Origin of the sequence: Pseudophaeobacter sp. TrK17, from assembly GCF_042192375.1 — a bacterium.
Classification (GTDB): domain Bacteria; phylum Pseudomonadota; class Alphaproteobacteria; order Rhodobacterales; family Rhodobacteraceae; genus Pseudophaeobacter.
Window position 1 is genome coordinate 3,638,595 of the sequence record NZ_CP071700.1, and the last position, 14,307, is coordinate 3,652,901.

Below are 14,307 nucleotides of genomic sequence, written 5' to 3' on the forward strand. Positions count from 1 at the left end.
GCTAACGTCGCCAGTGAAACGGCACGATGATCAGTGCCCCTATTGCGGACACAATGGCATTAAGCCCCGGTGAGGCAAACCCGATGCCAAACATGATCCGTACAAAGAAGAACAAAAAGGCGCCGCCGATGCAGATGATGATCGAAGGCAGGTAGCCGTTTTGGGTAAAGCCGCTTTTCTCTGCCGCGTAGCCGGTGATCCCGGCAATCACCACGGTGCCCATCATGGTCAGAAACAATGCCCTACTCCCCGTTTACAGTGACGCCCAGTTTGAAACTGCCGCCCTGTTACAACTGTCGCCCTGTGGCAAGCGGGAAGCCCCGCACAAAGATGTCGCGATCCTGCGCGCCTTTGCCGGCCCGTTGCAAGCGCAGAATTTCAACCGCGCCAGCCTCCTCCCCGGCGCCACAGGCAATTGTCAGGCTGTCGCCATCCAGCACCTGCCCCGGCGCGCCGGTGCCCATGGTGCCGGTGCCCATAGTGCCTGTGGTGGCCAGCCGCGAGGCCAGAAGCTTTATCCGCTGGCCATCTATGTCCACCCAGGCGCCGGGAAAGGGCGATAGGGCGCGAATTTTGCGGTCCACCTCTGTCGCCGGTTGCGCCCAGTCGATTTGCGCCTCGCTTTTGTCGATCTTGGCGGCATAGGTCACGCCCTCATCTGGCTGCACATCCGGTGTCAGCCCATCGAGATGGCGCAGCGCGGTGACAATCAAGGACGCGCCCATTTCAGACAGGCGATCATGCAGCTGGCTAGTGGTTTCCTCATCGCCAATGGGGGTGCCTTCGCGCAGCAGCACCGGCCCGGTATCCAACCCGGCCTCCATCTGCATGATGCAGACGCCGGTCTCGGCGTCGCCGGCCATGATTGCACGGTGGATCGGCGCCGCGCCGCGCCAGCGTGGCAGCAGGCTGGCGTGAATGTTCAGACAGCCCTTGGCAGGCGCGTCCAGAATCGCCTGCGGCAGAATCAGGCCATAGGCCACCACTACCGCAATATCAGCGCCCAGCGCGGCAAATTCTTCTTGTTCGGCGGCGCCCTTAAGCGATACCGGGTGGCGCACCTCCAAGCCCAGCTCAGCGGCGCGGGCATGCACCGGGGTGGGTCGGTCCTTTTTGCCCCGGCCTGCCGGACGGGGCGGCTGGCAATAGACCGCTGCGATCTCGTGACCGGCCGCAACCAGCGCATCCAAGACCGGCACTGAGAACTCCGGCGTTCCCATAAAAATGATACGCATGCTGTTGCCCCCTTGGGTTTACCCGTTCAGTTTCTTGGATTTCTTGATCAGCATATCGCGCTTCATCTTGCTGAGATGATCAATGTACAGCTTGCCATTCAAATGGTCGATCTGATGCTGCACGCTGGTGGCCTCGATGCCGACAAAATCGCGCTCGGTGATCGCGCCTGTTTCGTCCATATAGCGCACGGTGACGGCGCGGGGGCGTTTGATCTTGGCCGAGACCCCGGGCAGGTTGGGGCTGGCCTCTTCGTGTTCGCGCAGCTGGGTCGAGGCATGCAGCACCTCGGGGTTGGCCATGCGCACGGCGCGACCGCGTTCTTTGGAGCCATCCACCACCGCAAGGCGCAGCATCACCCCGATCTGATTTGCACCCAGACCAACGCCGGGCATGGCCTCCATGGTGTCGATCATGTCGGTCCAGACCGCGCGGATCTCATCGGTGATCTCGCTGACCTCAGCGGCGGCGGTGCGCAGGCGTTTGTCGGGCCAGGGCAGGCAAATACGTGCGGTCATGCGGGTCTCTCCAGATGTCGGCGATAGGTCTTTTCGGCTTCAACGCGGGCCTCGGGCACCAGACGGTCAAAGGTCACCAGACCATCGAGGTGGTCATATTCATGCTGTATGCACCGGGCGGCAAAGCCGTCGAATGTGCCGGTCTGCCAGCAGCGCGCCTCATCCTGCCAGCGCAGTGTCACGGTGCTGGGGCGCAGGACCGCGGCCATCACACCGGGGATCGACAGGCAGCCCTCATCGCCGGTTGCAAGCTCAGCTCCAAAGGTCAGGATTTCGGGGTTGATCATCACCAGGGGCGTGCCCGGCCCGTCCTTCCAGGTGGCATCCATCACAAACAGGCGCTTGAGTACACCAACCTGCGGTGCCGCCAAGCCCCGGCCCGGAGCCGCGTACATGGTCTGAAACATATCGGCGATCAGAGTGCCGAGATCCTCCTGCGGCGCAACCAAAGCGCAAGCGGTCGACAGGCCCGCGTCAGGCCATTGCAGGATGGGCAGCAGCGCCATGATCTCTAGTCCCGTGCCAGCTCACGTTTGAGCTTTTGCATTTTACGGGTGATCATCTGCCGCTTGAGCGGTTTCAGGTAATCAATGAACAGTTTGCCATCCAGATGGTCGATCTCATGCTGCACGCAGGTAGCCCAAAGCCCGTCAAAGGTCTGACGCTGCAGGTTACCGTCCCGGTCCAGCCACTGCACCTCGACGTCGCGCGGACGGGTGACCTCGGCATATTGATCGGGGATCGACAGGCAGCCTTCCTCGTAGACGTTGGTCTCATCAGAGGAGGAGATAATTTCCGGGTTGAACATCACCAGAGGCTTGGGCGCCACGCCCTCCTCTTTTTCGCAATCCAGCACGATGAGGCGATCCATCACACCAATCTGTGGCGCGGCCAGCCCGATACCGGGTGCGCCATACATGGTTTCCAGCATGTCATCGGCCAGAACGCGCAATTTATCCGACAGATCGGCAACCGAAGCGCAGACCTTTTTCAAACGGGGATCAGGATGGATCAGGATCGAATGTTTCATGGAGGTGATTTAGGCCATTGCCCCTGTCACTGCAACGCCCTGCATGCGCATGCCTGCCCCCCTTCCTCGTTGCTGCCCTGTCGACCGGTGAAAAGGTGCCCAAAATTGCCGCGGCCGCAGCAGCTGGTGTCAACAGAGGAACAGATCCCCTTGCACCTCGCGCATTTGCCGCTAGCTTCGCTGGCAAAATAGCGGAGTATCCCCATGGATTTTGACAGCATCATCGACCGTCGCGGCACCCATTGCGCCAAATGGGATCTTATGGAGAGCCTATACGGTGTCTCACCCGACACTGGCCTGGCCATGTGGGTGGCCGATATGGATTTTGCCGTGCCATCCATGGTCACAGACAAGATGCGCGAAATGGCCGATCACGGGATCTATGGCTATGTGAACTGCGACACCCCCTACAAGGATGCAATTTGCTGGTGGATGCAGAATCGCCACGGCTGGACCGTGGATCCCGAGGCCATTTTCACCACCACGGGCCTGGTGAACGGCGTCGGTATGTGCCTGGACAGCTTTACCCAGCCGGGCGACGGTATTGTGCTGTTCACCCCGGTCTATCACGCCTTTGCCAAGGTCATTAACAACGCCGGCCGCGAGGTGGTGGAATGCCAGATGATCAACCGCGATGGCCGCTATGAAATGGATATGGCCACTTATGACGCACAGATGACCGGCACCGAAAAGATGGTCATTCTCTGCTCGCCCCATAACCCCGGTGGCCGAGTCTGGAGCCAAGAGGAATTGCAGGCGGTTGCGGATTTTGCCAAGCGTCACGACCTGATCCTGCTGTCGGATGAGATCCACCATGATCTGGTCTTTGACGGGGCGACCCATATTCCGATGCAAAACGCCGTGCCGGAGATCACCGACCGGCTGTTGATGCTGACCGCGCCCTCCAAGACTTTCAACTTTGCCGGGCTGCACACCGGGCAGGTGATCATCCCTGACCCGGATCTGCGGGCAAAGTTCCAACGCCGCATGCTGGCCCTGGCGCTCTCGCCAAACTCCGCCGGTCAGTTTGCCACCGCTGCGGTCTATTCTCCCGAAGGCGCCAAATGGGCCGATGAGCTGGTCGCCTATATTGATGGCAACCGTCAGGTCTTTGATGCCGCCATCGCCGATATTCCCGGGCTCAGCTCGATGAAGCTGCAGGCCACCTATCTGTCCTGGATTGATTTCTCCGGCACCGGCATGAGCCGGGAAGAATTCACCAAGCGGGTGGAGCAGGATGCAGGCATCGCCGCCAACCATGGCACCACCTTTGGCACCGGCGGCGAAAGCTTCCTGCGCTTCAACATGGGCACCCAGCGCAGCCGGGTGATCGAAGCAGGGGAACGCCTGGCCAAGGCCTTTGCCGACCTGCAATAATCATGGCCAGACCTGGTATAAAACGGGCCGCGATCTTGGTGATCGCGGCCATTGCTCTGGGTCTTGGCTGGGGGCTGTGGCAGCTCTACGGCCCCCGTCTTGCCAGCCCCGCCAGTCCTGAGCTGGCGATACAGGTCGACCGGGTTGACCACATCCTGATTGAAAAATCTGCCCGCCGCCTGACCGCCAGCCGCGCGGGGCAAAAGGTTCTGCAATATGACATCGCGCTTGGCTTTGATCCCATCGGAGACAAAAGCCGCGAAGGCGACGGCAAAACCCCGGAAGGCCTGTTCACGGTCGACCGCCGCAATCCAAACAGCAGCTACCACCTGTCGCTGGGCATCACCTATCCGCAGCCCGAAGACATCCGCCGCGCGGCAGAGGCGGGCATAGATCCGGGCGGAGATATTTTCATCCACGGCCAACCCAACGCCTTGGGTAATCTGTTGCAGCTGCCGGGGGATTGGACCGCCGGCTGTATCGCCATCAGCAATGCTGAAATGGAGCAGCTGTGGCGGCTTGTTGATCTGGGCACCAAGGTCGAAATCAGACCCTAAATCAGAGCGTATCGGAAAATCAGAGCGTATCGGAGCCTAACGAGGCTTCACACAGAAAAAGACCCGCAACCGATAGGTCTGCGGGTCCGCTATTTCCCAAGGTGTTTCCACTCGGAAAGCCCTGATTTTGTCAGCCTGCCGGAGGTCGCAGGCGAAGCTTTTTACAGGCGGCTTTCAGCACCTTCATTGCCCAGCAGGCCAACCGGCGCATTTGGCGCCCGGTAGAAATCCAGCGGCGCCGTGTCAGAGGCGGCGGTTTCACGTTTGAACTCATAGCGCATTTCACCACCCTCGGCCTCGGAGGCGACGATCAGGCACTGCGACACGTGACGTGATCCCTCATAGAGATCAACCAAGCCCCGCAGCTGCGGTACAAATTCCTCTTCCACCGAAAAGCCGTTTTCCCAGCTGCGCAGTACCGGGAAATAGCCACCCTCCACAGCCACCCGCAGACGGCTTTTCTTTTTCAGGCCGGAAACGCGTGCAGCATCCATCGCTTCTTGAACAGCTTTTGGCACATAGGTGGTCATAACAATCGCCCTTTTGGCAAGTGGTTGAGCGACGGGAATCGCATCAAGATCGGCTAGGTATCTACCTACAAAGGTGACCTACAAATGGATAAAATCAAGTGAACATTTTGAGACATCTCCGGTGCAATCGTTCACATCGCTATTCGTTGGTAGCGTGAAGACAGGATCCGCCAAGACCGACCACCGCTGAAAGCCCTGCAGGCACAGGGTCGTGATGTGCAGCCATGCAGAGGCGCTGCGCGACAACACGGATAGGCCCAGACAGGAACAGCGCCTATTTGTCACTGTAACCACTCATGCTGCGGACCTGCCGAGATAAGGAGAGAAATCAATGGGACTTTTGATTGACGGAATATGGAAAGACCAATGGTACGACACCAAATCCAACGGAGGAGCGTTCAAGCGCTCTGAGGCACAGTTTCGCAATTGGGTAACCGCCGACGGCAGCGCCGGTCCGACAGGACAGGACGGATTTAAGGCCGAAAGCGGTCGGTATCATCTTTATGTCTCGCTGGCCTGTCCCTGGGCCCACCGCACCCTGATCTTTCGCGCCCTCAAGGGGCTGGAGGATCACATCTCAATCTCAGTTGTGCACCCCGATATGCTGGGCGAAGGCTGGACCTTCAAGCGCGACTCCCATGGTGCCACCGGCGATCACCTGTTTGACAGCAGCCACGCGCATCAGATCTACACCCGTGCCGATGCCAAATACTCTGGCCGCGTCACCGTGCCCATTCTGTGGGACAAGACCCGTGAGACCATCGTCTCAAACGAGAGCGCCGACATCATCCGCATGTTCAATTCGGCCTTTGACGGCATCACCGGAAACGACCTTGATTTCTGGCCAGAAGAGCTGCGCGAACCCATCGAGGCGGTGAACAGTCGGGTCTATGACACGGTCAACAACGGCGTCTACAAATGCGGCTTTGCTACCTCACAAGACGCCTATGATGCCGCCGTGGGGCCGCTGTTTGACTCGCTGGACTGGTTGGAAGATCTGCTGTCGCAGCATCGGTATCTGATGGGCACCCAGCTGACCGAAGCCGACTGGCGCCTGTTCACCACATTGCTGCGGTTTGACCCGGTGTATCATCTGCATTTCAAATGCAACAAGAAGCGGATCATCGACTACCCCAACCTCTGGGCCTACTGCCGCGAGCTGTACCAGTATCCGGGCGTACAGGCGACCGTGGGCATGCAGCATATCGTGCGGCACTACCACTACAGCCATGACACCATTAACCCAAACCGCATCCTGCCCGTGAACCCGGACATCGACTGGCTGGAGCCCCACGGCCGCGGCTAAAGCCGCACAGCCAGCTCTGCCGGACCCGCCTGACACCTAAGGCCCCAGCCCCAGCCACCGAGGCAAGAACTCCTGCGCGATAAGGCAAAGCTCGCTTGCCTTATCGCGGCCCCTGTTTCATAGAAACACAGCCAGGCCAACGGCTGTGGCGGTGATAGCAGGTTGGGGGTTTCCATGTCGGCAGATGTTACTGAGAGCCTGGTTGAAACAGGCGCCACCCTGCGCGACCATGGCGGCAATCTGAGTGCTGCCATCCAGCACTACGGCGGCAACCGCGCCGATTGGATTGATCTGTCAACGGGGATCAATCCCAGTCCCTATCCGCTGCCCGCTTTTGACGCTTCGGACTGGACAGCGCTGCCGGATACCGCCGCCAGTGCAGAACTTGAACAAGCAGCGCGGCGGTTCTGGAACGTCACCGCCGAGGCTGCTGTGTTGCCCGCGCCCGGGGCCTCTGCCTTGATTGCGCTTTTGCCGGGGGTGGCGGATCCACGTTGGGCCAGAATCGAAACCCCAACCTACAATGAACATGCCGCGGCCTTTGCCAATCACGGCTGGACCATCTCTGGCAGCGGTCCTGCCGAAGCCTGTGTTGCGGTGCATCCAAACAATCCGGATGGACGCCTGTGGCAGGCAGAAGAGATCACCGCGCCGCTGTGCATCATAGATGAGAGCTTTTGCGATATTTGCCCCGATCAAAGCCTCATCCATCTGGCTGCCAAACCCGGCGTTATCGTGCTCAAGAGTTTTGGCAAATTCTGGGGGCTGGCGGGAATGCGGTTGGGCTTTGCCATTGGCGATCCGGAACTGTTACAACGGCTGGCCCAACTGCAGGGGCCCTGGGCGGTTTCCGGCCCGGCGTTGAAAACCGGCCTGCAGGCGCTGCAGGACCAGAACTGGGCCGATCAGACCCGCCAGAGCCTAGCCCGTGATGCCCAGCGGCTTGATCGCTTGGCAACCACGCGCGGTGCCACAGTGGTGGGCGGCACTGATCTGTTTCGCCTGTACCAGGTCGAAGATGCCGCACAGTGGCAAGAGCGGCTTGCCAAGGCCCATATCTGGAGCCGTATCTTCCCCTATTCAACAACCTACATCCGCCTGGGTCTGCCACCGCAACATGGCTGGGACCGGCTGGAGGCCGCCCTATGAACACCGCTGAGATCCTTTTGCTGGCCCTGGTGCTGGACGCCGCCCTGGGAGAGCCGGACTGGCTCTGGTCCCGCCTGCCCCACCCGGCTGTTTTGATGGGAAAGTCCGTATCCTGGCTGGAGGCGCGTCTCAATACAGGCGCTGATACGTCCCCCGAGACGAGACGAGGCACGGACTGGGCCAAACGCGCCAAGGGCGTTGCTGCAATCACCCTGCTGGTCTGCCTCGGGCTGGGGGTCGGCTGGCTGTTGTCCCTGTTTGGCCCCCTGGTCGAGCTGCTGGTTGCTGCGATCCTGATCGCACAGCGTTCGCTGGTTGAGCATCTGCGCGCCGTCGCGGATGGGTTGTCGCAGTCGCTGGTACAGGGACGCCAGGCCGTTGCCATGATTGTCAGCCGTGACACCGACACGATGACCGGCCCCCAGGTCGCCCGCTCCGCCATCGAGAGCGGATCCGAGAATATGTCAGACGGGGTTATCGCTCCGGCTTTTTGGTTCCTGCTGGCCGGGCTGCCCGGATTGATTGCCTATAAGATGATCAACACCGGCGACAGCATGATTGGCTATCGCACCCCCCGCTACCAGGACTTTGGCTGGGCCACGGCGCGGCTGGATGATCTGGTCAATCTGATCCCGGCGCGGCTGACCGGTGTGCTGATTGCGCTTGCCGGCGGCGTGCTGCGCGCCTGGCCTGCGATTGCCCGGGACGCGGCCAAACATCGCTCCCCCAATGCCGGCTGGCCTGAGGCGGCAATGGCGCGCGCGCTGGGGCTGTCCCTGGCGGGGCCACGGTCTTACGATGGGGAAATGCGTGATTTTGCCTGGGTCAACGCCCCCGGCAGCAAAAGCATCACCGGCCCTGCAATTTTGCGCTGTTGTGATATTCTTTGGATGTCTTGGGCTATTGGGGTCGGGCTATTGGTTGCTTTTGCGGTCATCTTTTAGCACATACGATGTTTTAGAGCTTGATCAAGGACTGCCCGCCATGCGCATTTTGCCTCTCGCCCTTGCTGCCCTCATGGTGCCAGCAACCGCTTTTGCCCAATGTGGCGGCAGCTTTTCCGGCTTTGTCAAATCACTCAAGCAGGAAGCCCTGACTGCGGGATATGACAGGGCAACCGTCAACGGCTTTTTCAAAGGCGCCAGCCAGGACCCCAAAGTTCTGAGGGCGGATCGGGCGCAGGGGGTGTTCCAGAAACCCTTTATCGAGTTTTCCCGCCGCCTTATATCGCAGAGCCGCATCAACCGGGGCCGGGCGATGGCCGAAAAATACGACAGCACCTTTCGCCGGATTGAAACCACCTATGGCATCAACCGTGGCGTCTTGCTGGCCTTTTGGGCCTTTGAGACCGACTACGGTAGCTTTCAGGGGGATTTCAACACCCGCAACGCGCTGATTACCCTGGCCCATGATTGCCGCCGCCCCGAGCTGTTCCGGCCGCAAATCTTTGCAGCACTTGAACTGTACAAACGCGGCAATTTTGACCCCGCCCGCACCACTGGCGCCTGGGCCGGTGAGATCGGCATGGTGCAGATGCTGCCGCAGGATATTCTTGATAATGGCGTCGATGCCGATGGGAATGGTCATGTCAGCCTCAAAACCTCTGCCCCGGATGCGCTGATGTCCGGCGGCAAGATGCTGTCGCATCTGGGCTGGCAAGCCGGGCAACCCTGGCTGCAAGAAGTCACCATTCCTGCTGATCTTGACCTGTCAAAATCCGGCACCGATACCAAACTCTCGGTCAAGGAGTGGCAGCGCATGGGGCTGCGCGCCAAAGACGGCTCCCTGGCGGCTGGCTCCCTGAAGGCCTCGCTGCTTTTGCCCCAGGGGCACAAGGGGCCCGCGTTCCTCGCCTACCCAAATTTCGACGTCTATTTTGAGTGGAATCAGAGCTTTACCTATGTTTTGACCGCTGCCTATTTTGCCAATCGGCTAGAAGGTGCATCGATCTACACCGCAGGCAAGCCCGACCAGGGGCTTGTCGGCGCCCAGATGAAACAGCTGCAGCAGAAACTGCAGCGCCTGGGCCATGATGTTGGCAAGATTGACGGTATTCTTGGTGCCAAGACACGCGCCGCAGTTCAAAGCGAGCAACAGCGCCTGGGCCTTCCAGCTGATGCCTGGCCAACGCCTGCGCTGCTGAACCGTCTGTAACGCGGCAGCAGGTCTGCAAACGCCAGGTACTGATACAAAAAAGGGGCATGAGTATTCATGCCCCTTTCTGAATAACCTTCGAGCCGCGAACCCGGGCTTTTAGGCGTCACTCAATAGTCGATGAGCTCTTCAAAGTCGCCCATCAGGCGCGACCAGAGCCCCACCGTTGTGGCAAAATCATCGGCGCTGATGCCGCCGTCACCCAAATATACATCCATCTCAAGCTTGGTTGATCCGTCCTCGGCAACATAGGCGCGAACCCAGCGTTTTTCAGCGTTGAAGTCATTTACGGTCTTCAACCGGACAGACCCATCTGTGGCATAGCCGGAATAGAACTGGATGGAATCGCAATTGGTGTTGTCTTCACAGCCATAGTAAAAAATCGTGAATTCGCTGCCATAGTGCTCGACGTTCAGCTGTGGATCCCCCACATTATCGACCAGAACTTCAACGCTAGAGCCTTCATCCAGGAAGAATCCCTCAATGCTGCTGGACTGTCGGGCGGTCAGGTTTTCTGCCTGTACGGCAAGGGGGCTGATTGCAAGAGCTGCAACCGCAAAGAGTTTTGTCAGTTTCATAGTTCCCTCCAATTGTTTTTGATTAAATGCTGACTCTAAGATCACAAGCCGTCATTCCTACCAGCTAGTTACGTAGACCTGTACCGGGCGCGCAAGGGTGGAATTATAAGTTGTTTTCCCCCGTAGCCCAAAGCCCAAATATAAATTTCATGGTCCGCGGTTGTTCAATTTTCGCCTATGCGACAAGAGCTTCTGCCTTTTTCAGATCAACCGAGACCAATTGGCTGACGCCTTTTTCCTGCATGGTAACGCCGAACAACCGGTCCATTCGCGCCATGGTAACCGCATGGTGGGTGATAATCAAAAACCGTGTTTCAGTCTGGCGGCACATCTCGTCCAGCAAGTCACAGAACCGGGTGACATTGGCGTCATCCAGCGGCGCGTCCACCTCGTCCAGCACACAGATCGGCGCTGGGTTTGACAGGAAGACCGCAAAAATCAGCGCCATGGCGGTGAGGGTCTGCTCGCCACCGGACAACAGCGACAGCGTCGACAGCTTTTTGCCCGGCGGCTGGCACATGATCTCCAACCCGGCGTCCAGCGGGTCATCGCTTTCCACCATCACCAGATTGGCCTCGCCGCCGCCGAACAGATGGGTAAAGAGATTGGCAAAGCTGGCGTTCACCTCTTCAAACGCGGTGAGCAACCGCTCGCGCCCCTCGCGGTTGAGACTGGCAATACCGCTGCGCAGGGTCTTGATCGCCTCTTCCAGGTCGGCTTTTTCCGAGACCAGCTCATCATGTTCGGTCTGGATTTCCCGTGCGTCTTCTTCGGCGCGCAGGTTCACCGCCCCCAACGCATCCCGTTGCCGCTTGTGCCGGTTGACTTCGGCCTCCAGCTCCTCTGCCCCTGGCATCTGGTCGGGGCTGACCTCCAGCTGTTCCAGCAGCGCCTGCGGGCTACAGTTCTGGTCTTCGCTGATCCGTTCAGCCGCATGGGTCACGGTTTCACGCGCCGCCTCACACAGGGCTTCAGAGCGCGCCCGCGCCTCGCGCCCTTCCGAGGCAAGCCGCTCAGACTCTCGTTCGATCTGCACCAATTCGCGCAGCGCGGTCTCTGCTGCAATCAAGGCATCCGAGGCGGTGGTCTTGCGCGCTTCCGCCTCCGCGATGGCTTCGTTCAGCTCTTCGCGTTTTTCAGCAATCTCCGCAGGCACCGCATGGGCCTCTTCCAGCTCCTCCTGCGAGGCTTCGCGGCGTTCGGCCAGCTCTTCGATGCGTCGCTCTGCGGTTTCCAACCGGTGCCGCCAGCCCGATAGATCCTTGGTCACTTGCTGGGCCCGCTTGGTGCGCGCCTCGCCGTCGCGGCGCAGCTCATCATGGGCTGAGCGATGGGTGAGCATGGTGATCCGGGCGGCTTCCACCCCCTGTTTGACGTCTTCGACCCCAGCCCGCGCCGCATCCAGATCGCCAAGATCCGCCTGCGCCCTCTCCGCCTCTGCCAATTGCAGCCGGGCATTCATCGCATCTTCACTGTGGCGCGTCACCGCAATGCCCAGTGTCTCCAGCTTGCCCTCGGCCAGATTGCGCTCGGCCTCTGCCCGGCTGAGCGCGCGGGCGGCATCGGCAACCCGTTGATCCGCAACCCGGCGCGCCTGTCGCGCGTTCTGATCCGCCTGGGTCACCTCTTCCAGCCGACGGATCAGTGTTTCATGCGCCGCGCGGGTGCCATCGGCCTTGGCGCTGACCTGCTCCAGTTCTTGCTTCAGCGCCTCCAGCCGGTTCAGCTGTTCCAGCCGCAGCGCCGCGGCACTGGGCGCGTCTTCGGCCCAGGCCCGGTACCCATCCCAGCGCCAGATATCACCCTCCAGCGTCACCAATCTCTGACCGGGCTGCAGCTGCGCCTGCATCCCACGGGCGGTATCACTGTCAACAAGGCCAATCTGACCAATCCGGCGCGCCAGGGCCTCAGGACCGGACACATGTTTGGCCAAAGGCTCCACCCCGTCAGGCAGCGGCACATCGCGGGCATAAGTCGGCAGCTCAACCCAGCCCGTTGGCCCATCCACCGCCGCCAAAGGCGCGCGCAGATCATCCGCCAACGCCGCGCCCAGCGCCTTTTCATAGCCAGGGGCGACGCTCAGCGCGTCCAGAATTTGCCCCCGTTCAGCGGTGTCCCGCTCCAATAGCTTTGCCAGCGCTGTTACCTCGGCCCGGATCGCCCCCAACGCCCCTTCCGCCTCAGAGCGTTGCGCCCGTGCGGCGGATTCCAAAGCCTGGGTTTCGGTGCGCAGCTCATCCGCCGCAGCCAGGGCTTCCTCCGCCATTTCCACGGCTTCGCGGGCTTCTTCCTCGGTGGCCAAAGCCGCCTCAAATCCTTCCCCTGCCAGCTCCAGGGCTTCCCCGGCCTGATCCTGCGCCTGCTGCGCTGCCGCGCCTTCGCTTTCAGCCCGCGCCAGGGTGCGCTTGCAATCCTCGACCAGACGCAGCGCCGATTGATACCGCGCCGACAGCCGCGCCACATCTTCGGTCAACTGGGTGAGATGATCTTCGCGCGCCTCCAGGGTCGTTGCCGCTTCCCGCGCCAAGGCGCCCGCCTCGCTTAACCGCTCATCATGGCCCTCACTGGCCTTGGCCAATTCCTTTTGTTCCCAATCCAGCCGCTCAATCGTCTCTCCGGCATCGCGGTTGAGCCCGCCCTCACGGTCAATATCATTGCCCAGCTGCTGGATACGGCTGACCAACCGTTCGATGGTCTGGCGTGCCTGTGCCTCCTGATCGCCCAGCGAGTCGCGCTGCACCACCAATCGCTGCAAAATGGCGGCGGCAATAGCCTGTTCCTCGCGCAGCGGTGGCAGGCCTTCTTCGGCCTCGGCGCGATTGGCTGCCGCAGCCCGCGACAGGGCCTCGCCCTTGGCCGCCTGGGTCAGGCGAATGGTCAGGTCCTGCTCCGCAGTCAGCCGGGCATCATCTGCCTCGCGCCAGCGCCGATAGAGCAACATCCCCTCCGCCAGCCGCAGCTTTTCACCGATATCACGATAGCGCTGCGCCTGTCGGGCCTGACGCGCCAATTGCCCCAACTGGCCTGCCAGTTGCTCCACCACATCATCCACCCGCAACAGGTTCTGTTCGGTGTTTTTCAGCTTCAGCTCCGCCTCATGGCGTCGCTGATACAGACCCGAGATACCCGCAGCCTCTTCCAGAATGCGACGGCGGGCCTTGGGCTTGGCATTGATCAATTCCGAAATCTGCCCCTGCCGCACCAGCGCCGGAGAATGCGCTCCGGTAGAGGCATCGGCAAAGAGCATCTGCACATCCCGCGCCCGCACATCTTTACCGTTGGATTTATAGGCACTGCCCACATCGCGGGTGATGCGACGGACAATTTCCAACTGATCCGCTTCGTTGAACCCCGACGGCGCCAACCGGTCCGAGTTATCAATCAGCAGGTTCACCTCGGCAAAATTGCGGGCCGACCGCGAGGTGGTGCCGGCAAAGATCACGTCTTCCATGCCGCCGCCACGCATCGCCTTGGCACGGGTCTCGCCCATCACCCAGCGCAAAGCCTCCAGCAAGTTCGACTTGCCACAGCCATTGGGACCAACCACGCCAGTCAACCCGTCCCCGATGATCAGATCGGTCGGGTCAACAAAGCTTTTAAAGCCAGTAAGCCTGAGTTTTGAAAAGCGCAAAGCCGCCCCTGAGTGATTCTTATATCCAGCGAGTCCAGCAGCTTCCCAGCTGCCCTGTCAACGTAAACGACCCCATTGCGCGCGACAGCCGACCCGGGCCGCAGCATATCTTGTGGATAACTGCCCTGATTCACAGGATCCCATGGATCCCGCTTTCATCTTTTCAAAAATGGTCCGGGACTAATCTGTCGCAGACACTAGAGAGGCGGGCCTCCTAACACCGCCTCAACAGCCCCCGTTGCAG

The 14,307-nt window shown here is 60.5% G+C and carries 14 protein-coding genes; 6 read left to right on the forward strand and 8 right to left on the reverse strand.

What is annotated here, in order from left to right; translation table 11 throughout:
- Position 1: 1 nt before the first annotated feature.
- The 5 genes from JZI28_RS17265 to def (JZI28_RS17285) are packed head-to-tail and all read right to left on the reverse strand — an operon-like array spanning position 2 to position 2,781.
- A complete protein-coding gene (locus tag JZI28_RS17265) occupies positions 2 to 238 on the reverse strand; it encodes a hypothetical protein (RefSeq protein ID WP_375698394.1) in 237 nt (78 codons plus the stop codon).
- 49 nt (positions 239 to 287) lie between these two features.
- The gene (gene fmt / locus JZI28_RS17270) at positions 288 to 1,235 is read right to left on the reverse strand and encodes a methionyl-tRNA formyltransferase (protein ID WP_375698395.1); all 948 of its coding nucleotides are present in this window, start codon (positions 1,233 to 1,235) and stop codon (positions 288 to 290) included.
- An 18-nt stretch (positions 1,236 to 1,253) separates the two neighbouring features.
- A complete protein-coding gene (def, locus tag JZI28_RS17275; protein WP_295454683.1) occupies positions 1,254 to 1,751 on the reverse strand; it encodes a peptide deformylase in 498 nt (165 codons plus the stop codon).
- On the reverse strand, positions 1,748 to 2,257 hold the full coding sequence (def, locus tag JZI28_RS17280) for a peptide deformylase (RefSeq protein WP_375698396.1): 510 nt from the start codon (positions 2,255 to 2,257) through the stop codon (positions 1,748 to 1,750). The genes def (JZI28_RS17275) and def (JZI28_RS17280) overlap by 4 nt, the downstream gene beginning before the upstream one ends.
- 5 nt (positions 2,258 to 2,262) lie before the next feature.
- Complete coding sequence (def, locus tag JZI28_RS17285) at positions 2,263 to 2,781, reverse strand: peptide deformylase (RefSeq protein ID WP_375698397.1); 519 nt, start codon at positions 2,779 to 2,781, stop codon at positions 2,263 to 2,265.
- 204 nt (positions 2,782 to 2,985) lie between these two features.
- On the opposite strand from def (JZI28_RS17285), the gene JZI28_RS17290 reads away from it, so the two are divergent.
- Positions 2,986 to 4,158 carry a MalY/PatB family protein gene (locus JZI28_RS17290; RefSeq protein ID WP_297339749.1) on the forward strand — a complete coding sequence of 391 codons (1,173 nt, stop codon included), beginning with the start codon at positions 2,986 to 2,988 and terminating at the stop codon, positions 4,156 to 4,158.
- A 2-nt stretch (positions 4,159 to 4,160) separates the two neighbouring features.
- Positions 4,161 to 4,715 carry a murein L,D-transpeptidase family protein gene (locus tag JZI28_RS17295; RefSeq protein WP_375698398.1) on the forward strand — a complete coding sequence of 185 codons (555 nt, stop codon included), beginning with the start codon at positions 4,161 to 4,163 and terminating at the stop codon, positions 4,713 to 4,715.
- 161 nt (positions 4,716 to 4,876) lie between these two features.
- On the opposite strand, the gene JZI28_RS17300 is transcribed toward JZI28_RS17295, so the two are convergent.
- A complete protein-coding gene (locus JZI28_RS17300) occupies positions 4,877 to 5,245 on the reverse strand; it encodes a hypothetical protein (RefSeq protein WP_295454675.1) in 369 nt (122 codons plus the stop codon).
- Positions 5,246 to 5,576: 331 nt separating this feature from the next.
- Between JZI28_RS17300 and JZI28_RS17305 the strand changes: the two genes are divergently transcribed.
- The 4 genes from JZI28_RS17305 to JZI28_RS17320 all read left to right on the forward strand — a co-directional run bounded on the left by JZI28_RS17305 (position 5,577) and on the right by JZI28_RS17320 (position 9,854).
- Positions 5,577 to 6,551, forward strand: coding sequence for a glutathione S-transferase family protein (locus JZI28_RS17305; protein ID WP_297339747.1), 975 nt, complete (start codon positions 5,577 to 5,579; stop codon positions 6,549 to 6,551).
- A 174-nt stretch (positions 6,552 to 6,725) separates the two neighbouring features.
- Positions 6,726 to 7,700 carry a threonine-phosphate decarboxylase CobD gene (gene cobD / locus JZI28_RS17310; RefSeq protein ID WP_375698399.1) on the forward strand — a complete coding sequence of 325 codons (975 nt, stop codon included), beginning with the start codon at positions 6,726 to 6,728 and terminating at the stop codon, positions 7,698 to 7,700.
- Entirely contained in the window at positions 7,697 to 8,644 is a 948-nt protein-coding gene (gene cbiB / locus JZI28_RS17315; protein ID WP_375698400.1) for an adenosylcobinamide-phosphate synthase CbiB, read from the forward strand. Before cobD ends, cbiB begins: the two co-directional genes overlap by 4 nt.
- Positions 8,645 to 8,684: 40 nt before the next feature.
- On the forward strand, positions 8,685 to 9,854 hold the full coding sequence (locus JZI28_RS17320; RefSeq protein ID WP_375698401.1) for a lytic murein transglycosylase: 1,170 nt from the start codon (positions 8,685 to 8,687) through the stop codon (positions 9,852 to 9,854).
- Positions 9,855 to 9,964: 110 nt separating this feature from the next.
- On the opposite strand, the gene JZI28_RS17325 is transcribed toward JZI28_RS17320, so the two are convergent.
- Both JZI28_RS17325 and JZI28_RS17330 read right to left on the reverse strand, forming a co-directional pair.
- Entirely contained in the window at positions 9,965 to 10,432 is a 468-nt protein-coding gene (locus JZI28_RS17325) for a YbjN domain-containing protein (protein WP_297341419.1), read from the reverse strand.
- Between the two features lie 175 nt (positions 10,433 to 10,607).
- Positions 10,608 to 14,063: a chromosome segregation SMC family protein gene (locus tag JZI28_RS17330; RefSeq protein ID WP_375698402.1), complete on the reverse strand. Its 3,456-nt coding sequence runs from the start codon at positions 14,061 to 14,063 to the stop codon at positions 10,608 to 10,610.
- Between the last annotated feature and the right edge of the window lie 244 nt (positions 14,064 to 14,307).

What these genes read in the sequence shown, in the direction of transcription:
- JZI28_RS17320 (WP_375698401.1), top strand. Translation starts at nt 8,685, where the DNA reads ATGCGCATTTTGCCTCTCGCCCTTGCTGCCCTCATGGTGCCAGCAACC.
- JZI28_RS17295 (WP_375698398.1), top strand. Translation starts at nt 4,161, where the DNA reads ATGGCCAGACCTGGTATAAAACGGGCCGCGATCTTGGTGATCGCGGCC.
- fmt (WP_375698395.1), bottom strand. Translation starts at nt 1,235, where the DNA reads ATGCGTATCATTTTTATGGGAACGCCGGAGTTCTCAGTGCCGGTCTTG.
- cobD (WP_375698399.1), top strand. Translation starts at nt 6,726, where the DNA reads ATGTCGGCAGATGTTACTGAGAGCCTGGTTGAAACAGGCGCCACCCTG.
- def (WP_375698396.1), bottom strand. Translation starts at nt 2,257, where the DNA reads ATGGCGCTGCTGCCCATCCTGCAATGGCCTGACGCGGGCCTGTCGACC.
- def (WP_375698397.1), bottom strand. Translation starts at nt 2,781, where the DNA reads ATGAAACATTCGATCCTGATCCATCCTGATCCCCGTTTGAAAAAGGTC.
- JZI28_RS17325 (WP_297341419.1), bottom strand. Translation starts at nt 10,432, where the DNA reads ATGAAACTGACAAAACTCTTTGCGGTTGCAGCTCTTGCAATCAGCCCC.
- def (WP_295454683.1), bottom strand. Translation starts at nt 1,751, where the DNA reads ATGACCGCACGTATTTGCCTGCCCTGGCCCGACAAACGCCTGCGCACC.
- JZI28_RS17300 (WP_295454675.1), bottom strand. Translation starts at nt 5,245, where the DNA reads ATGACCACCTATGTGCCAAAAGCTGTTCAAGAAGCGATGGATGCTGCA.
- JZI28_RS17305 (WP_297339747.1), top strand. Translation starts at nt 5,577, where the DNA reads ATGGGACTTTTGATTGACGGAATATGGAAAGACCAATGGTACGACACC.
- JZI28_RS17290 (WP_297339749.1), top strand. Translation starts at nt 2,986, where the DNA reads ATGGATTTTGACAGCATCATCGACCGTCGCGGCACCCATTGCGCCAAA.
- cbiB (WP_375698400.1), top strand. Translation starts at nt 7,697, where the DNA reads ATGAACACCGCTGAGATCCTTTTGCTGGCCCTGGTGCTGGACGCCGCC.